The following is a 19,460-nucleotide window of genomic DNA, read 5'->3' as shown; positions in this document are numbered from 1 at the left end:
TTTTTCATGGTTCGATGGTCCATTAAAATTGGTTCAAATAGTTCTGTTTCAGCCAGTTGTAGCTATTGGATACGCTCTCAAGCGGAGGGTTCTGACATACGTCTTGTTCCACAATCAACCACTCCACGCCTGCATTCGTAGCGCCTTCAATAACAGCCGGCAGGTCAACCGAACCTTGTCCCAGTTCCAGCGTTTTCATCTGACCCTGTTCGTCTTTGCTGAAATCCTTCAGATGAAGCAGCGGCAAGCGACCTGCATATTTATTAATATACTCGATCGGATTTTGTCCCGCAAATTGTACCCAACATACGTCCATTTCCACTTTTACCGCTTCCGGAGATGTTTGAGCAAACATGGCATCAAAGGCATTGGCATCGCCAACCTGGCCATGGAATTCAAAGTCATGGTTATGATATCCGAAGATCAAACCTTGCTTCGCCGCTTCAGCTCCATATTGTTGTAACTCAGCGAACAGCTTGGTCCAGCCTTCTGCATTCTCAGGACGATCTTCTGGCATCAGGTAAGGGCAAATGATATATTGTGCACCAATTGTTTTCAGATAATCGATTTGTTTTTGCAAGTCTTCGCGCATCGCATGTAGTGAAACGTGGCTGCTGAATCCTTTCAACCCAAGTTCATCTAGTAGCGCTTTCATTTCTTCGGCTGGAATGTCACCATATCCGGCAAACTCCACGCCTTCATATCCAAGGGCCGCTACCTTACGCAACGTACCACGAAAATCTGCTGCTGTTTCATCACGGAGTGTAAACAATTGCAAACCAATATTAAGTTTTTTCATGTAGGATACACCTCTGTTCTCAAATTTGCTTTCATTGCTCTATCTGGTATCATCCTACCGCAAAACAGGCTAGAATGAACATATACAATATAGTCAGAACATGAACTATCTGATCAAATTTTATTTCCATCATTTTGCATCTATTAAATGTAGCCCATTTGAATGTATGCAGGATGTATATATTGGGGGATTTCATCTTTGGATACGTTAGAGACATCTGTGCTGATCTGCGACTACTCATATCACTATAAGGCGTTCACTCATAATATGAAGGGCGAGCTGCAAACCTATCTGTTCCGCCTGCAGACCGAAGGCTCGTGCAAAGTATATGTACAGGATGAAGAATTCAGGATGACGAGCGGGGATTTGCTGTTGCTCAAGCCTGGTGACGATTATCATCTCGTGGTCGATGAACCACATAAGGAAGGACGCTTGTCTAGCGGAGATTATTATCTGTTCTGCGAGGGCAGTTGGATCGAAAATTGGTGGAAACGGCAGCAAAGATCCACTGTGAGCCGGATTGGACTGGATGATAAGCTGATCAGCCTATGGCGAAATATGCTACTGGAGAAACGTCGCGGACCTCTCGAAGAAAATGCGGAGCTTAAGGATGCATTACTGCGCGGATTATGTCTATATATCGATCGGGCAATCACCGAGAATATCCAGACGGATCGGGCAGTTTCCTCTGCGTTGAAGTTAAAACGTTTTATTGAGGAACATGCCACAGTTACCTTTAAACTTGAAGAAGCCGCACGTTATGCCGGACTCAGCCTGTCGCGTGCAGTCCGTTTATTTAAGGAGCACTACAATCAGACCATGATTCAATATGCGATTGAGATCCGTCTGAATGCGGCACTGGAACGTATGAAATACAGTGAGATGACACTGGAACATATTGCTGAATCCTGCGGTTTTGCAAGCTATTCCTATTTCCACCGCGTATTCAGGGCACATTTCGGTGTGTCTCCGGCGGAGTATCTCAAATCCAAGCAGCATGAGCCTATTGATTTAGAACGTGTGTGATGTATTAGTGCCAGGAACCCATGACCTTTAAGCAGGTTCATGGGTTATTTTGATACGATGAAACTTATAGACAGCTACTAGTAAGGCCGCCATTAATAAGAATGATGTTCACTTCAATATTTCATGTGACTCCAACAGAACAAGACTGTACAATTATAAAGACTGTCATCTTACCCATTCATATATCTCATTGAATTCTCATTAAAAATAACGGAGCGATACATATGCTAACCCACCCGCGCAAAGTCCTCATCATCGAGGATGAACCGGATATATCGCGAATTCTGCGAGATTATCTGACCAAAAACCAGTATGAAGCTGCCGTGGCAGCCACTGGGCAAGATGGGCTTCAGATTATGGAGCTTATTCAACCAGATTACATTATTCTGGACATTATGCTTCCGGACATGGACGGGATTGAAGTGTGCCGAGAGATTAGACGGCGCAACAATATCCCCATCCTCATTCTGAGTGCCAGAGGCAGTGATACCGATAAAGTACTAGGTCTTGGATTTGGAGCAGACGACTATATGACGAAACCCTTCTCGCTAAGCGAGCTGCTGGCACGGATCAATGCCCACTTTAGGCGTTATGACAGCATGACATCGGATCAGGAGCGAACAGACCTACTTCGTCTTGGAAACCTGGTGATTGATAAAAAAGCCTATAAGGTCACACTTAACGAATCGGAAGTTTCTCTGTCTGCCAAGGAATTCGAATTACTTCATTATCTGGCAAGCCATAAGAATCAGGTTTTCTCCAAAGCCCAGTTGCTTGACGCCATCTGGGGATATGCAACCTATGGGGATGAAAACACCGTAACCGTATACATTCGCAGACTACGAGAAAAAATCGAGGCAGATGCCTCCCATCCCACTGTTCTGAAGACGGTCTGGGGTGTCGGCTACAAATTCAATTACGAATAATCCAGATTGGAGACATCCACATGTCATTGAACACCTGGTCCAGACGCTGGCTGTTAACATCACTTGGCCTTCTGATTATTATGATTTTAAGTATCCTCGCGCTGTCGATGATGCTATTCCATAATCGAATTTCAGATGAGTCCAATCTGTCTATGAATCAAATTCGCCTCAAGGTCAATCCCACTCTGCTCGCTCTGGAGCAAAATCAACAACATCTGGACGAACAAAATATTCATGAAGATATACGTTCCACCGCCAGAGAAAGCGGGGTTGTGCTTACCTATGTGAACTTGGATGGAACAGTAATTCTGTCCTCCGTCCCCACCTCTGAAGGAACCCAAGTTAATCTGCGTTCATCCCTTCATTATGATCTACACCATGCCGCGCAGGCTGCGAATGGTAACGAGTCGCTTGAAATTGCATTTCCCGTGATGGACGGACCTGTGGGAACTCAGATCGGCAATGCCATCTTTTCCATCCCCCAAGCTATGGTTACTGTTCAGGAACCAATGACTTTTCTAGTGATATGGATTAGCGTACTATTGCTCCTGTCATTGGTCCTGAGCTTATTTCTATTTTGGATGAAACGAAAACTGGAGAAGCAACTGCTCTCTCCCATCCATCAATTGAAGCTGCATGCGGAATCTATTCTCAAAGGCAATTATGAAGAACAGATCCAGTACAACCGGACGGACGAAATGGGCAACCTCTACGCCATGTTGGATTTGATGCGCACCGAAATTAAACATATGAACGAGATCCGCATCCAGCAGGAACAAGCACAAAAGGAACTCATCACCAATATATCTCATGATATTAAGACACCGATTACCACGATAAAAGCATACATAGAAGCGATTGAGGAAGGGCTATGTAACGATCAGGAGACGCTGATGGAATATATGAGAGTCATGCGGACCCATACGGATAAAACGGCCCGACTTGTGGAGGACCTGCTGGTTCATGCGCTTCAGGAACTGGGGCAGATCTCTGTGGAACCTCGTGAATTGTATAGTGGTCCTGTCCTGGAAGCTATGTTGAAACCTATTGAACATGTTGTTCTAACGAAAGGTCTGGTCTACGACGGACCTCAATCCAACCACATCCCCAATGTGTTAGTCGCAATCGACCCTACCCGAATTGAACAGGTCATCTCCAATCTTGCCGCCAATGCCCTCAAGTATACGGCTCCGGGAGACACGATACGTATAGTCACGGAACTGGAATCCGGGCACTTGAAAGTGACCATCGCCGATTCGGGTCAGGGAATACGTGTACAGGACATGCCGTTTGTTTTCCAGCGTTATTTCAGAGGCCAAGCTAATCAGGCAGACCAACGTGTGCAGGAAGGTACGGGACTAGGACTTTCCATCTGCCAAAGCATTATTGAAGCACATGGGGGCCATATTTCCTTCACTAGTAAAGAAGGACAAGGTACGACCTTCCGGTTCTCCCTTCCCATCTGCTAAGCCATTCTCGCCTGGCTATTTTACCAAGCGCCTTTAACTTTCACTTTAACCCATTTGGCTGTAATACTTTATTCATAATTTGATAAGGCTTCCTCAACATCCCTCCTCTAGAATGAATCCTATACTGCACTCGGGAGTGATTCAACTTGTCCAAAACAACCATCATTCGTGCACAGAACCTGTGCAAGACGTACAACAGCGGAAGTGAACAACATCATGCCATCCGTAATGTCGATCTCGACATCTATGAAGGGGAATTCACGGTCATCATGGGTAACTCTGGCTCTGGCAAATCAACCCTCTTATATCTGCTAAGCGGACTGGATCAGATTACAGCCGGTGAGGTCTATTTTCGCGACCAACGGATTGACGCTTATAGTGAACGAGATATGTCCGACTTCCGCACCCGCCGGATTGGTTATATCTATCAAAGTATCAATCTGGTCCCGGACCTTTCCATCAAAGAGAACATTGCCTTACCAGGTTATATCGCCGGAAACAAAAAGAATGACATCCAATCCAGGGCTGCCCATCTGATGAATGCCATGGATATCGAAGGACAGAGCAACCGCCTCCCCTCCCAAACTTCTGGAGGACAGCAACAACGAGCTGCCATTGCACGAGCTTTGATTAATTCGCCGGATATCATCTTTGCCGATGAACCGACCGGAAGCCTGAATGTGGAACACGGCACAGCCGTTCTGGATATCCTTACAGACCTCCACCGGAAAGGGCAGTCCGTTGTGATGGTGACGCATGATATCAAGGCTGCCTGCCGGGCAGATCGCCTGATCTATATTCAGGACGGCAAGATTGGCGGAATCCTTGAGTTCAACACCTATGATGAACATCAAATTCAGGATCGTGAAGCGATCATCTTCGCTTTGGTTACGGGGAAGGAATAACGATGGTGGTCATGTTTAAACTTAGCTTGTCGTATCTGAGCAGGAATAAAACACAAAATGCATTGATTGCACTGCTCCTGCTACTCTCGACACTTCTTGTATCCACAGCTATCGTCATTCTGGCCAACACGGGCAATCAGTTTCATGAAATGCATACCCGCACCCATGGGTCTCATCAAATTCTGACGTTTGAGAAAGGGCTGAATGACCCGGAGACTGTGCACGATTGGTGGGCTTCCCAGGATGACGTTCAGGTGTCCCCGTTACTATCGTATCGTTCATTGTCAGGCATCATCTTGAATGAAACTCACATCCCTAACATCTACCTGTACATGTTTAATACGCCTCCGCCGCCATGGGGTGTGGATGAACTTATTTTTTCAAGTGGAATACCCAGCGCGACTCCCGAGCCGGGCTCCGTCTGGATTCCAACGTCCATGGCAAATGCCTATCATATTTCGGTAGGTGATACCATTGGCTTCAAAACCGGCTCAAGCACACTCGAATTGAATGTGTCGGGCATTATCATCGACGTACCGTACGGAGCGCCCTTCTCCAATACTGCACGGGTCTGGATGAATCCTGCTGATTATCAACGTGATTTGGCCGCACTCGCTGGCAACGAGAATCACATGATCGGCATCCATTTCAACGATTACAGTATGAATTCATTGTATTGGGAACGGTACAATCGCGAGACAGGTACTCCGTTTCTGGAATCCAAAATGGAGTTCGAAGCGATTTCCTCTTTCTATCTGATTATTAACCAGGTTATTGGCTTCATTATGATCTTCATGGGTGTTGTCATGCTCTCCATCGCCTTAATGACTATCGGGTTTACAATTTCGGATGCCATCTTGGCCAATTACAGAACGATAGGTATTCTCAAGTCACTTGGGCTAACTTCCCGGAGAACGATAGGCACCTATGTCATTCAATATGCGATGTTATCTATCGCTGCCATTATCCCTGGAATTGCACTTAGCGTATGGATCTCCAAGTGGATCATTAATATATCCGTGTCCTCTCTTCGAGTGGATCATCAGAACATTCCAGTCCAAGGATTGGACGCTGCCATAATGGCTGGTGTGCTTTTATTTGCTATAGTGATTCTGTTCGTTGTGTTATATGCCAAAAAGGCAGGCAGCATACAGCCTGTGCAGGCCATTCGTTATGGTATGTCGGAGACAGATAATAGCCGTATGGCGGGCAAAATGAATTCGCCCTGGGCGCAATGGATCGGGTTCACACGACTGCCTGTGACTATGGCCCTTGGACTTCAACATTTGTTCAAAAACACCAAAAGTTCTTTTCTAACCCTCCTGCTGACCACGATGGCATCCTCTGTATTGGTTCTAGGGTATGTTCTGCTGACAAGCATAACCGGAATCTATCAAACTGCAGCTCATTGGGGGTATGACAATGCCAACATCGCAGCAGTCGTGGTGAACAAAAGCACCTTCCCCAAGGCTGAGCTGGAGCACGTGTTAGAACAGGATTTAAGGATCAGCAATGTGGGCTGGCAAGGGAACATCACGGGTGTCATTAGCCCGGAGTCTTCAGCCACCGTACAGAGCCAATCCATCAGTCTTAATTTGAGTGTACTAGACGGAAGTTATCAGGAACTTGGGTTCGAAACACTCAAAGGGGATAACCCGCGCCATGCGAATGAAATAGCCATTGGTGTGAGTATATCCCGAACATCAAACAAGGATCTTGGTGATCTCATCGACATCTATATTGAAGGAGAAAAGCGGACATTCCTCATCACAGGAATCTATCAGGCGATCGCCAACATGTCTGTTTCAGGTCGAATCACGATCGATGCCATGAGAAGTGTGAACCCGTCTTATGGCGAATCCGATGCCGTCTTCATTAATGTGAACGATCTGTCGCAAGCGGAACCACTGGCTCGGGAATTGAACGAACAATTTAAAGATTTTGCTTCGGTAGTCACCCAGAAGACATTGCTTGATTCAGTCTATGCAGAAGCTGCTAATATCCTGATCTATCCGATGAGCCTGATTGGGTTGCTGTTCATCGCTGTGACGTTCATCATTATTTTCAGTACCTGTCGGATCAATATCCGCAAAGAGAGCAGAAACTACGGGATATACAAATCACTGGGAATGACATCCCGCCAAATCCGATTCTCGGTCACGATGGGAATGATCATGCTGTCCTCCATGGGAGCGATACTGGGTATGCTCGTCGGCGTATATCTACTGCCTCTTCTGCTCGAACTGGTCCTTTCCGGTTACGGTATCGTAGAACTTCCACTGATACTGAATTGGGGTGGAATGATACTGTTCGCCTGTCTAAGTATCATTGCAGCGAGTCTAGGTTCATGGTTCTCTTCACGAATTATTCGTGAAGCATCGCCACGTATGTTGGTTATCGAATAAGGTTGTCAGGATTCTATAACGCAATAAACAGCCCTTCCATGCCTTTATACAAGGCGGAAGGGCTGTTTATGATACATGTGATCTGCTATCGCCACTTCTTGGCAAGTTCACCAATCTGATGTGGCGTAGTGCGGCAACAGCCGCCAATAATTTGCGCGCCCGCAGCGACCCACTGCTCCGAAGCATCGCTCATGCTGCCACATGTTCCCTGCCCGCTCCACGTTTTCGTCACAGCATCATATGTCTCACCCGAGTTCGGGTAGACAATGACAGGTTTGTCGCTGGCACGGCTCAGAATACCTACGGCTTCCGTCACCACTTCCATAGGAGCACAGTTCAGGCCAATCGCAGCAATCTGTGGCTCGGAACCAAATAATCGTGCGCATGTCTCAATCGGCGTACCTTCGCTGATTGCTGTTCCATCTTTTAAGGAGAAAGACAGCCAGGCATATGCATGTGGGAACTCCTTCAGCAAATTAACCAGCACCTGTGCTTCCTGCAAGGATGGAATGGTCTCCAATGCCAGAATATCAGCACCCGCTTCAAGCAACGCCGCTATACGCGGACGATGGAATTCAGCCAAGGTCTCATCTGTGACGCCGTAATGACCAATGTACTCCGATCCATCAGCAAGGTATGCACCGTAGGGTCCAACGGATGCGGCAACGAGCGGTCGCGGCCGAACCAGGGCACATTTCTCTGGGACAACAGGCGTTTGTTGTTGCGTATCCAACAAGGAAGAATTGCCCTCCGGTTTAACTTCCGTGTTCTCAACTATACTGTCCTGCACTTCTGCCCATACGTCATCTCTCGCCTGTGCAGCCAGCTCTACCGTCTTGCGGATCAGGTCCAACGCTGCCTGCTCTCCGATTCCTCTCTTGCTGAAGCCATCCACCGTCGCCTGATAACTGGATGTAATCGCGCAGTCGGCTCCTGCTCGAAAATAATCCGCATGAACCTGAACGATAACATCCGGATTCTCAATTAATACACGAGCAGACCAGAGCGGATCGTCCAGATCACATCCATGCTGTTCAAGTTCGGTCGCCAGCGCTCCGTCCAGAATCATGACCGGATGTTCACGCAGGATCTCTTCTATGGGGTTATTCTGTTGTACTAGCGTCATGTACTTGTCCTCTTTTCTTATTTACACGTTCTGTCAGATAATAAGCTGCGTAACACACTGCGATAAATGGAATCCCACAATACAGCGCAATCCGCTGTGTCGGGTCAAAGGCAATACCTATGCATGAAGCCAGGCATAATATAAATGAAATAATCGGTACCGCCGGGTATAGCGGTGTGCGGTACACCAGATCTTTGACCGCATGGCCTTCCCGGATATATTGTCTGCGGAACATGTATTGGGAAGCGCTGATGCTCATCCATACCGCAACAACAGCCAGACCCGAAATAGAAACCAGTGTAATATACACGGTACCTGGCGCAATGATGCTGGACAGCAAGGCCAGCGCACCACCAACCATACTGATCAGGAGTGCATTCAATGGCACACCGTGTTTGGTCAATTTGGCAAACCATGGAGAGATCGTTCGTTTATCAGCCAGAGACCAGAGCATCCGTGACGAAGCATACAGGCCTGAATTGGCTGCAGAGAGAATCGCCGTCAGAATAACAAAGTTCATAATGTCTGCTGCATACGGCACACCCACTCGTTCCATTACTGCTACAAATGGACTTTGCAGTACACTGGCATCCGACATAGGTAGCAAGGCAGACAAGATAACAATCGTTCCGATGAAGAAAATAACCAAACGCCAGAGCGTCGTATGAATGGCTTTGGGTATCGTCTTCTCCGGGTTCTCCGTCTCCCCGGCAGCAATGCCGATTAACTCGGTGCCCGAGAATGCAAAGTTTACAGCAAGCATGGTCATCAATATCGCTGTAGCCCCATGGGGGAACCACCCGGATGCGGTAATATTCGATAGAAACGGCGCTGGTTCAGCATCCGCCATCGGAATGAACCCGAACATGGCTGCGCCACCGATAATTATAAAGACTACGATCGTCACTACTTTCACAGATGAGAACCAGAACTCGGATTCTGCGAATAATTTTACCGTTAATGCATTGAACAGAAAAATCATCAACGCAAAAATGGCACTCCATATCCATACGTTGACCGATGGGAACCAGCGCTGCATCAGCAGTCCGGCGGCTGTGAATTCGGAACCCAGCGCAACGGTCCAGGTTAACCAGTACAACCAGGCCACCGTGTAGCCCGTTGCTGGTCCGATATATTTGGCAGCATAGCTATGAAATGCTCCCGTCTCTGGCATGTGAACAGAGAGTTCACCAAGACAGAGCATAACCAGATATACGACGATCGCCCCGATCAGATAGGACAGAATGGTTCCCAGGGGTCCCGCCTGTTGAATCGTGTAACCCGAGCTTAGGAATAATCCTGTTCCAATCACTCCACCGAGAGAGAGCATGATCACATGCCGTGCCTGCATTTTCCGCTGAAAATGTCCTTTGTCGTTGTTGTTCTCCATACCTGTTGCTCCCTACTTCTTCATCCAGAAAAACAAAAAAGACCCACTCTTCCTAAAGAGTGCGCCGTTACTGACAAATAAAAACAAACGTCCTATCTATCAGGCTTTCACCCGCTGGAATTAGCACAGTATCCTTCAGATCTGTTGCTGAGGCTTCTAAGGGCCAGTCCCTCCACCTCTCTGGATAAGAAAATGATTTTTTATAAATATAGCGATCTATCATGAATGTGTCAACATTTTAATACTAACTTGCTAACTGGCACGCTATTCGGTGGAAGATCCGAGATTGGTGATAGTGGTCTTCACATCGTACGTAATTGGTACGGTACTAAAAATGTTATCCCAATCATCTTTGACTTTCTTCCACGTTTTGGGTTCTTTAATACGCAAGCTGTCCCGAAAATCCGCAACATCAACTTTGTAGGTATGCTGAAGTTTGTATAACACCTGACGAATCTGTTGTTCCGCCAGTTCAGAAAATTCTTTTTCCAGTTCCCTGCGATAAGCCCCTTTTTCCTCTCTTTCGGGAGCACGCCAATCCTCCATTAACCAGCCTTCGGATTCGGTCTTTACATGGAATGAAATATCATTGCCAATAACCTTGGGAATTACTTTTGTTTTCTTCTTTTTCATTTCATATACAACAGTGAATCCCTCTTTGTTGTAAGTCTTCAAGACGCCTCCTTTTTCTTTAGGCTTGATCCACGATAAACCTTCCAGATCCGTTTGACTTAGTTCTCCAATAAACTTAGTTGTTTTCCCATCGAATATGCTGCCACCTGAGAACTTGCCCTCTCCATTAGAGTACAGTACATTCTGGAGCAAGAAACTGGAACCAGATTGCATTTGGGCATCTAATTTGGAGAGCAAAACGGGGTCCAGTATTTTGTTGGACAAGTACGAATTACCAGTAATACCTGTTAGATAAAATGCCGGAATCCGGGAGGGATCATCTGAAGTCAGGACATCCACGGCACGATGATGACTTATCAGTACCAGACAATTTGGACGAATATCGTTATCCCGAAGTACAAAATCCAGCAGCTGGTCCAGACCATACTTTTTGGCAATATCCTTGGAGATGACGATGACCTTTAGATGATGTCCGATAAGTGGACGATCTCGCCTTAGTGCAAACTGACGAAAGATTTGCAGCAAGGAATCTCCGGTAAGCTGTTCATTAGAATAGGAAGTCTTTCCAGAAGCAGGTGAACCGGATTGTCCGCTCTGTTTACTGTTGGAACTGCCAGTGCCAGGCGCAATCTGCACCGTAGCCGTTAAATAATTATTCTTTGGATACGTTCCTCCCTGAGCAGCGATGTCCTTCTCAAATTCTGTTTCTTTAGCGATATCGATCCCGAGACCAACATAGACACTTAGTTCCTCGATCTCCCTACTACTCCAGCATCCGGATATTACCAGAAGGACGGACAAAGCAAAGGCTACACGTAAAAGCATAAAAAAACGAATCATGCATGTTTGCCTCCTTTTTTGCGAATAAGACTTATTATCAGGAGTAACAGAGGTACAGTGGCAAATAGAAGCACGGATAGATTGCCCAACATATCACCCAGTGCAAAGGTTTCATCCACGGTTTTCGGCATTAATGCCGTTAGATATATTACTGGCAGAAAGGCGTACATAATAACCTTGATCTTCTTCGTACGAAATAAATCCCGAATGCCCACCGAAGCGCAATAGTGTGTGATCGTGAAACTCGAGAAGATCTGCATAATCCAGATGACCAATAAGAGGGATTCGAACCGTTCAAAGATCAAACCTTGAATCTCGAAGCTTCTTACGAGATCCAGCGTGGGCCAAGTACGTGTTTTGATTCCGTCAAGTGACAGACTGCCTACAACCATCACAACGGTAATCAGATAAATCAGAGTCGATATGATGATGCCCCAGGTCATGGCTACATTGCTTTTCTTCGGATTTCTCATATAAGCAGTCATGACAAACATGACTTCGTACCCCGTGTAAGACAGCAGCGAAGGTTTCAACCCTTTGAGGACTGGCATGATACCCTCTCCGAGTACGGGTCTCAGATTGCCGATCTCAAATAACTGATTACTAAGCAAGATTTCAATCACAAATATAATCAGTGTAATCGGCAAAATGATCTCAAATACGCGCACAATGACAGCAAGTCCGCCAGAGATCAAATAGATGCCAATCCACATAAACACCATCACGATAGCCCATTTTGGTGTGCGCTCGAGCAAGTACATTCCTGTCACATCAGCCATGACCCTGATTTCGAATGCGGCAATCACCATAAAATACATAATCATGGCGAATCCCAATATGTAAGCAATCCAGCTCCCCGTAATTTCACGAGTGAACTGGAATACTGTTTTCTCCGGAAATCTGCGACACAGGGTAACCAGAATAATTCCGACACCCATAATAATCAGTCCAGACAGAATAATTGACATCCAGACATCTGGGGTTCCGACAGCTTTGCTCGTTGTTCGAGGAAGCGTTAATATCCCAGCGCCAAGCATGTAATTGACAATAACCACAACAGCTTGCCTAGTACTAATCTTTCCTTCGGAGCTATTCACTTTATTTCACCCCAACCACTTTAATTTATTTCATTTTTTTCGGTCTTGATCTATCAGATTGGACATCTCGGGACGCTTCCTCATCATATTTAGGGGAGCACGGATAATGAAATCCTTCCATTCCCCAAATTGATAAGGAACGGCCGGTGCAAGATAAGGCACGCCAAAGCTCGAGAGTCTCGCCAGATGGGTACATATGAGGAGAAAGAACATAACCACGCCAAACAATCCGAGCACAGCCGCACTAAACATGGCAGCAAATCGCAGAATTCGCAGTGTTATGCCTGCACTATAGACGGGTATTGTAAAGGAGGATATGGCGGTAACCGCAACAACGATGACCAGGAACTGGCTTATAATTCCTGCCTGTACGGCCGCCTGGCCGATAATCAGACCTCCAACGATACCCAGCGAGGGTGCAATCGGCTTAGGTAGACGAATCCCCGCCTCCCTCAGAATCTCAATGGAAAGTTCCATGATCAGTACTTCGATGATTGAAGGAAACGGCACTCCCGTCCGCGTTTCAATAATCGTGAGTACTAGCTTGGTTGGGATAAGTCCCGGATGGAACGAGATAAACGAGATATAGAGCGCAGGAGCGAGCAAGGCCAGCATGGCAGACATGAAGCGCAGTATTCGCAGGAATGTTCCAGGAATCCAGCGTTCATAGTAATCCTCCGGGGATTGGAGCAACATGCTAAAGGTCACCGGTACAATCAGTGCAAATGGTGTTCCATCCAGTAAAATGGCCACTCGTCCTTCCAGCAAAGCACCCATCACCCGGTCCGGTCTTTCCGTATTCAGTACCTGTTGAAAAGGACTCAGCGTACTATCTTCGATGAGCTGTTCGACATACCCAGATTCCAACATGGAATCCATATCCATCGCTTCAATTCTCTTTCCGACTTCCGCCACGAGATTAGGATCAGCAATATCCTGAATATAGGCAACAGCCAATTCTTTCTTGATCCGTGAACCTACCTCAAACTTCTGAATAAAGAGGCTCTGATCACTTCCATATCGACGTAAAATACCTGTGTTATCACTTAGCTGTTCTGTAAAACCAATCCGGGGACCACGGAGCAACCCCTCTGACACCGGTTCATTCACACCACGTGTTTTGATTTTATGAGCTCCAATTAACAGAGCCCCCGGCAATCCATCGACCAACAGTGCAGTTTTGCCAAAAAGCACGCCAACTGCGACCGCTTGGAGGGACTTGGTCTCCTCAACCAGACTGACAGGTAGTAATTGATCTTGCAGGTAGGCCGAGAGTAAATGTGCATTATCCGGATGGAGGAAACCCTCCCGCTTAAGCTCTGGAACGCCTTCCAACATTAACGGTGAAATCAGGTGATCATCGATTAAGTCTTGGTCTACCATGCCTTCGGTATATATGACGGCTGCCCGTGTATTCGTACCCCTAATGGTAAATTCCCGAATATGCACGTCAGCATTTTGACCAAAGCTTTCTCTTACGCTAATCAGATCGGTATTGTACTTGCCGGTTATTTTAATATTGGCATAGTGGCCCGTTTCGGTTCCCTGACCCTGACCCGCTGTAGCAGGAGAAATATCTTTCGAGGATATGGAGGTTTTTTGGGAACGAGAGAAGGTTCCACGCTTAATGGCGGCATTGATCCACCGCATGGTTACTGTAATGCCGATCGGTACGATAAGGACCAATAATGCCTGAATCCATATGGCCCAGTCCGGCACGTAGGATACAATTGTTGACCACATGTTCCCACCCCAACATTTCTCTGCATGATGAAGCTGCAGGTATTCCCGAGTATTGTGTCCCCCTTTGATCACAATAATTCCCGTTTTTTTGTGTACAGAACAACAAAAAAAACGGTCCCTGTATAAGGAACCGCCACTACCTATATATATCAAACGATTTTGTCACATGCTCCGCTTTCGCATCAAGCAACTGAGCAGATGCAGCAATGACCGTTATGTTAATTTTCACTTTGTGAATCAGCTAACATTTTTTCTGTTTTTTAGTAATCGTTTAGCCCCTATAAACAAGAAAAACAGGACGATTCGTCGTGACCATCCCCCTGTTTCTTATCTAATCTCATCTGCCTCAGGTCCTTCCTGTGGCGGTTCATCCGGCGCTATAAACCTCACTCCATTCCAACGTGACAGTCCTTCCCATTCATCAGCCTCGCGGTAGCTTATTTCCATACCGACTGCGCAGTTCAGCAAGCCGTTCCAACTTGGACAGCGCACGCTCCTTCTGCATCAATCCCACAGCCAGCACCATCTGTTCCATTAAGAGCAGTGGAGTAACCATGGAATGGAATTCTCCCAGTTCCCCTCTGCTGACGTAAAAAGATAATTCGGTCGCCAGTCCATATAACAGGTCTTCCCGATCTGTCACAAGTATGGATTTGCTTCCCATATCACTGGCATAATCCAGAATGACCTCTGCTTCAGGCAGCAAACGGGTGAAACACATGAGCATCACCATGTCCTCTTGCTGCATATGCATCAACGATTCCAATAACTCATGTCCACCTCTCGCGAGATGAATGACAGTCAATCCGAATCTGGACAAGCGGAATGATAACAGCTCAGCCAGACCTGCAGATGGTCCAGGGGCATAGATGTACACTCTTCGGGCTTCAGCAAGAATCGCTGCGGCCCGCTCCAGATCCCCTTGCTTCATATGAGACAACGTCTCCTGCAAATGACTAACGGAAGCTTCCAATAATTGAACAGGCAAGCTATCCGTATCCATGCGGGATATGGTTTTATTTAATTTCAACGCCGGCGTGGTATCTTCAGAGGTGCGGAGGCGTATTTTGAACGCCTTGGCATTGTCATATCCAACTGCACGCCAGAAACGGGATACCGTTGCAATACTAACCCCCAGCCTATCGGCAATCTCCTGTTCCGTCATGAATAGAATCTCTTCGGGATTACGTTCAACAAAATCGGCAATTTTCAGATGACCTGGCGATAGCTGCTCTTTTTGGGTAAACAAATTCATTCAGGATACACTCCTTTTCTCGCTCTCCAACCAGTATATCAGTAGACTGAAGAAGAAGTGGTCAAACTATGTAATATTTTTTTCATACAAATTAAAATATGTAATAAAAATTACAGTCGATTTACAAATGTCTTCTTTCCCGTTAATACTCTGCCCCTAGACTGTGGCTATGATCACCAACTTTCAAGGAGGTATGTATCGATGAAGAAGATGACTGAGCGTTATACGCTGACGTCTTCACAGAAAATGATGGTGTTTGTGCTTTCCATGTCACTGTACGGCTTGTCCAACATGTTCACAGAGCTTATTCCCAAGTTGCAGCTTGGACCAATTGAACTGTCAGTTGAATACTTTGCTTTTATTCCGCTGACCCTCTGCATTCTGTTCCATCCCATGATTGCCGCTCTTGGTGCAGCTCTTGGCGAAGTCATTTTTGGTGAGTTGATGTTGGGACAATTCGGTGGACTTGGAGAGCTGGAAAAATTCATTACATTTTCCTTCGCCATGTACGTCGCAGGACGTATGGTCAGTGATCCACGCAATCGCAGGCAGGTCGGTATTGCAGCCATGACCGGAGTCATCATTCATCAGTTCCTCAGTTCGCTGGTCGATATCGGCAAAGTATGGATCGGTGTGGAACAGCTTGAAGCGGTTCCGGGACTCGCTGAAAGTGTAGTACTGATCGAAGGCGTTGGTTTCCTCAATGACGTACTGTTCTCGGGCATCCTGTTCGCTCTACTGCCTACGCTGTATCTGGTTCCCCTGCTCTATGGCAAAATTGAACCACTGCTCGGAATCAAACCTCGCAATCCTGGCATGAAATATGAAGGCATTGGCTTCTTCCGTCCAAAGCTTATCCTGATCGGTGTGTTACTGCTCGCGTTAGCTTTCGGCGCCGAATCCCTCTCCGAGATGGACATTAACTTTGCGGTGTGGGAGACGGACTATGCGGATCAATACGGTTCTGCCTCCATCTGGATCAGTATTGGTGCTGCGGCATTAATCGCTGTGGTGACACTCATCTTCATGCGGGCCAGACGCAACAAGAACAAATCCGTTCCAGGTGCGGAGAACCATCCTTATGCATAATGTAATGTCCCAATCCGTTTCTACTCCTACACCGGAATCCGCTATCTCCATTCAAAATGTGACCTTTACCTATCCCGGCTCAGAGGAGCCTGTCCTGAACGGGGTTTCACTTGAACTCCCACGGGGCAGTTTCACTGCAATCATCGGGAGCAATGGTTGTGGCAAATCCACGATGTGTAAATTGTTCAACGGCCTGATCCCCCAATTCTACACGGGAGATTTCTCTGGTGAAGTTCATGTACTTGGTGTACCTGCCGAAGGCCGAAGTGTTGCAGACCTGTCCAGAAAAATCGGTTACGTATACCAGGACTTTGATAACCAACTGGTCCGCCCAACCGTACTGGATGAAGCCTTCTTTGCACCTCTGAACTACGGGTTATCCAACTACCGGGAGCTGGGTGAACATGCACTTGCCATGTGCGGACTGGATACCATTCATAACCGATACATCTGGGAATTGAGTGGTGGGCAGAAACATCTGCTCGCTCTGGCGGGTGCCCTGTCACTCGACCCGGATATTCTGATCGTCGATGAGCCTGTCTCGCAGCTTGATCCGCAGCATGCGAGACTGATCTACGAATGTCTGTCCCGATTAAATACGGAATATGGCAAGACGATTATCGTCATTGAACATCATACCGAATTTATCGCCGACTTCTGCGCGGATGTGGTGCTGATGGATAAAGGCCGTGTGTTATGGAATCTTCCCGTCAAGGAAGGCTTGAATCGAATCGCCGATCTGGAGCGGCTTGGCATTCAGCCACCAGAGGTGACTCGTGCAGCTATTCAAGCGGTTGAGCAATTTAAGGAAGGTGAATTCTCCACCGGTATTCAGGATTCTGCTACTCGTCATTGGTTACCCATTACGGTAGATGAAGCCGCGATTTACTTTGTACAACGACAATACCAGCAGGACATACATGCTTCAGGCAAACAGAGGGATGCTGCAGAGCATTCGTTGCAGATGCAAACCGTGAATACGATCCAGTCTGCCATGGATCAGAACGGTTCAGCCATGTCTCGGATATCGGGAGGCACACTGACAGATTCTACTGCGCTGCCCGTTCCCATTGTCCAATTTCGAAATACGCGGCTACGGTACAGAGGACTGGGCAAAAAAGAGCATGAGGTTATTCGTGGCATTAACTTTTCACTACATGAAGGAGAACGGATTGCCTTGGTGGGCAACAACGGAGCCGGCAAGTCTTCACTGCTCAAACTCATGGCTGGAATCAGCTTGCCTCAAGAAGGCAGCGTCAGCGTATTGGGTGAAGTTACCCATAGATCTTCTTTGGAACAGCTTGCTGGCAGGGTCGCTTATATTTTTCAGAACTCCTCCGAGATGTTTATCGAAGACAGTGTGCGCAAAGAAGTGGCGTATTTTCTGAAAACCCGTCACATTCAGGAAGCTGACAAGCAGATCACTCATGTGCTGGATCGCTTCCGGCTTACACCACTCCAAGAGAGGGATGCCCGACTCCTTAGCGGTGGACAACAACGGCGAGTTACCCTCGCCATCGGCGCAGCCATGAAGCCTTCCCTCATGTTGCTCGATGAACCTACTGCTAATCTGGATCTGGCTACGCGCGAAGAATTAATCGGTGTACTGGATGAACTCGATCAGCATGTGCGAACAACTGTCATTGCCACGCATGACATGCAACTGGTTACCCAGTGGGCCAGTCGGGTCATTGTACTTCACAATGGCCGGGTAGAAGCCGACGGCACCCCTTCCGAGGTATTCGCAGATGAACCCCTTCTGCGTCGATCGGGACTTGCACTTACGCAGATCATGGAGCTCTCGCACCGTATCGGATTCCCTACACTTTGTCCTACAACCGATGCCTTTGTTGCAAGTCTGTTGAATCAATCATTCGCCAAGGAGGAGGCTCGTTATGCAGCTTGTCCGCAACTGGTTTGACAAACTCTCCATTGAACGCATACAGCTGGAGCTAATGAATACCGTATATGGCAGTGGTCATGCCAGCCTGGCACGGATTGACCCGCGTGTAATGCTGATCTGGTATCTCTTTTTTGCCATCGTACCCTGGTTTATTCATAACAGCACCGTGCTGCTTGGCATGTTCCTGCTCATGGTCTTCACGACGATTTTATCTCGGGCTGCTCCCTTTATTATCATCATTCTCTGCCTGGGGTTAATCGGTCAGGTGGGCTGGATGTTTATCATCTCGCTGTTCTTCGGAGGCAATTGGGAATCTGCAATCCCCCTGTTGCTGCTCACCCTGAAACTATCGATCGTCTCGCTGGCGAGTATTACCGTCTTCTCGGGTATGGACCCGGAACGGATTGGTGATGGATTACTTGCACTCGGCATGCCTGCAACATTCTCGTTCAGCCTCTCTTACGCTTATCGGATCTTGCCAGTGCTGTTTGGTGAATTCCGGAATATCATGTTGTCCTACCGATTGCGGGGCCTTGTTCCTTCCCGGCATGGATGGCTCTATTGGCGGCTTGTCGTTTATTATATGAAACTTTTCGTCGTGTCCTTCTTCCCACTCATGCTGGCTACAGCCAAACGCTCACGCACAACCGTTGAAGCACTGGAGACACGCGGTTTCTCTTACGGGATGAAACATACAGAATCCAAACGTCTGAAGCTAGCCCATTTAAAAATCACCCCACGTGACATCGGATTTCTTGCTGCATCGGCACTTTATGTGGCACTGCTGTTCTGGTTCGGCACACACTATGAAATTCTGTAATTCATATACTTAACCATTCATGGAATAAAGGGAG

15 protein-coding genes and 1 riboswitch are annotated in these 19,460 nt (G+C 47.2%); of the genes, 8 read left to right on the top strand and 7 right to left on the bottom strand.

Annotated elements, in window-relative coordinates; genetic code table 11:
* Nucleotides 1-22: 22 nt before the first annotated feature.
* Nucleotides 23-799 (bottom strand): sugar phosphate isomerase/epimerase family protein, encoded by a 777-nt coding sequence (locus AC4G47_RS03245; RefSeq protein ID WP_210110083.1) that lies wholly within the window; start codon nt 797-799, stop codon nt 23-25.
* A 198-nt stretch (nt 800-997) separates the two neighbouring features.
* Between AC4G47_RS03245 and AC4G47_RS03240 the strand changes: the two genes are divergently transcribed.
* The 5 genes from AC4G47_RS03240 (at nt 998) to AC4G47_RS03220 (ending at nt 7,530) form a co-directional block, all read left to right on the top strand.
* A complete protein-coding gene (locus tag AC4G47_RS03240) occupies nt 998-1,825 on the top strand; it encodes an AraC family transcriptional regulator (protein WP_145325897.1) in 828 nt (275 codons plus the stop codon).
* 224 nt (nt 1,826-2,049) lie between these two features.
* Nucleotides 2,050-2,751: a response regulator transcription factor gene (locus AC4G47_RS03235; RefSeq protein WP_491104736.1), complete on the top strand. Its 702-nt coding sequence runs from the start codon at nt 2,050-2,052 to the stop codon at nt 2,749-2,751.
* 20 nt (nt 2,752-2,771) lie between these two features.
* Entirely contained in the window at nt 2,772-4,220 is a 1,449-nt protein-coding gene (locus AC4G47_RS03230; protein WP_491104735.1) for a sensor histidine kinase, read from the top strand.
* Nucleotides 4,221-4,366: 146 nt separating this feature from the next.
* Nucleotides 4,367-5,125 carry an ABC transporter ATP-binding protein gene (locus AC4G47_RS03225; RefSeq protein WP_491104734.1) on the top strand — a complete coding sequence of 253 codons (759 nt, stop codon included), beginning with the start codon at nt 4,367-4,369 and terminating at the stop codon, nt 5,123-5,125.
* Between the two features lie 2 nt (nt 5,126-5,127).
* Nucleotides 5,128-7,530 (top strand): ABC transporter permease, encoded by a 2,403-nt coding sequence (locus tag AC4G47_RS03220; RefSeq protein WP_491104732.1) that lies wholly within the window; start codon nt 5,128-5,130, stop codon nt 7,528-7,530.
* 85 nt (nt 7,531-7,615) lie between these two features.
* Here AC4G47_RS03220 and mmuM read toward each other — a convergent pair whose 3' ends face one another.
* From mmuM to AC4G47_RS03190, 6 genes are all read right to left on the bottom strand, one after another.
* Nucleotides 7,616-8,656 carry a homocysteine S-methyltransferase gene (gene mmuM, locus AC4G47_RS03215; RefSeq protein ID WP_491104730.1) on the bottom strand — a complete coding sequence of 347 codons (1,041 nt, stop codon included), beginning with the start codon at nt 8,654-8,656 and terminating at the stop codon, nt 7,616-7,618.
* Nucleotides 8,634-10,046 carry an S-methylmethionine permease gene (gene mmuP / locus AC4G47_RS03210; RefSeq protein ID WP_491104728.1) on the bottom strand — a complete coding sequence of 471 codons (1,413 nt, stop codon included), beginning with the start codon at nt 10,044-10,046 and terminating at the stop codon, nt 8,634-8,636. The genes mmuM and mmuP overlap by 23 nt, the downstream gene beginning before the upstream one ends.
* A gap of 89 nt (nt 10,047-10,135) precedes the next feature.
* A riboswitch (SAM riboswitch) is annotated at nt 10,136-10,237 on the bottom strand.
* 73 nt (nt 10,238-10,310) lie between these two features.
* Nucleotides 10,311-11,519, bottom strand: coding sequence for a Ger(x)C family spore germination protein (locus AC4G47_RS03205; protein WP_491104727.1), 1,209 nt, complete (start codon nt 11,517-11,519; stop codon nt 10,311-10,313).
* Nucleotides 11,516-12,616 (bottom strand): GerAB/ArcD/ProY family transporter, encoded by a 1,101-nt coding sequence (locus tag AC4G47_RS03200; RefSeq protein WP_491104725.1) that lies wholly within the window; start codon nt 12,614-12,616, stop codon nt 11,516-11,518. The genes AC4G47_RS03205 and AC4G47_RS03200 overlap by 4 nt, the downstream gene beginning before the upstream one ends.
* Before the next feature lie 30 nt (nt 12,617-12,646).
* Entirely contained in the window at nt 12,647-14,359 is a 1,713-nt protein-coding gene (locus tag AC4G47_RS03195) for a spore germination protein (protein ID WP_491104724.1), read from the bottom strand.
* 421 nt (nt 14,360-14,780) lie between these two features.
* Nucleotides 14,781-15,614 (bottom strand): MurR/RpiR family transcriptional regulator, encoded by an 834-nt coding sequence (locus AC4G47_RS03190; protein ID WP_491104722.1) that lies wholly within the window; start codon nt 15,612-15,614, stop codon nt 14,781-14,783.
* 201 nt (nt 15,615-15,815) lie between these two features.
* Between AC4G47_RS03190 and AC4G47_RS03185 the strand changes: the two genes are divergently transcribed.
* The 3 genes from AC4G47_RS03185 to AC4G47_RS03175 are packed head-to-tail and all read left to right on the top strand — an operon-like array spanning nt 15,816 to nt 19,426.
* Nucleotides 15,816-16,703, top strand: coding sequence for a DUF8171 family membrane protein (locus AC4G47_RS03185; protein WP_491104721.1), 888 nt, complete (start codon nt 15,816-15,818; stop codon nt 16,701-16,703).
* Nucleotides 16,696-18,624: an ABC transporter ATP-binding protein gene (locus AC4G47_RS03180; protein WP_491104719.1), complete on the top strand. Its 1,929-nt coding sequence runs from the start codon at nt 16,696-16,698 to the stop codon at nt 18,622-18,624. Before AC4G47_RS03185 ends, AC4G47_RS03180 begins: the two co-directional genes overlap by 8 nt.
* Nucleotides 18,599-19,426, top strand: coding sequence for an energy-coupling factor transporter transmembrane component T family protein (locus tag AC4G47_RS03175; protein WP_491104717.1), 828 nt, complete (start codon nt 18,599-18,601; stop codon nt 19,424-19,426). Before AC4G47_RS03180 ends, AC4G47_RS03175 begins: the two co-directional genes overlap by 26 nt.
* Nucleotides 19,427-19,460: the final 34 nt, after the last annotated feature.

The organism is Paenibacillus sp. Negev47 (assembly GCF_058313655.1).
This window is presented reverse-complemented; position numbering and strand designations above follow the sequence as displayed.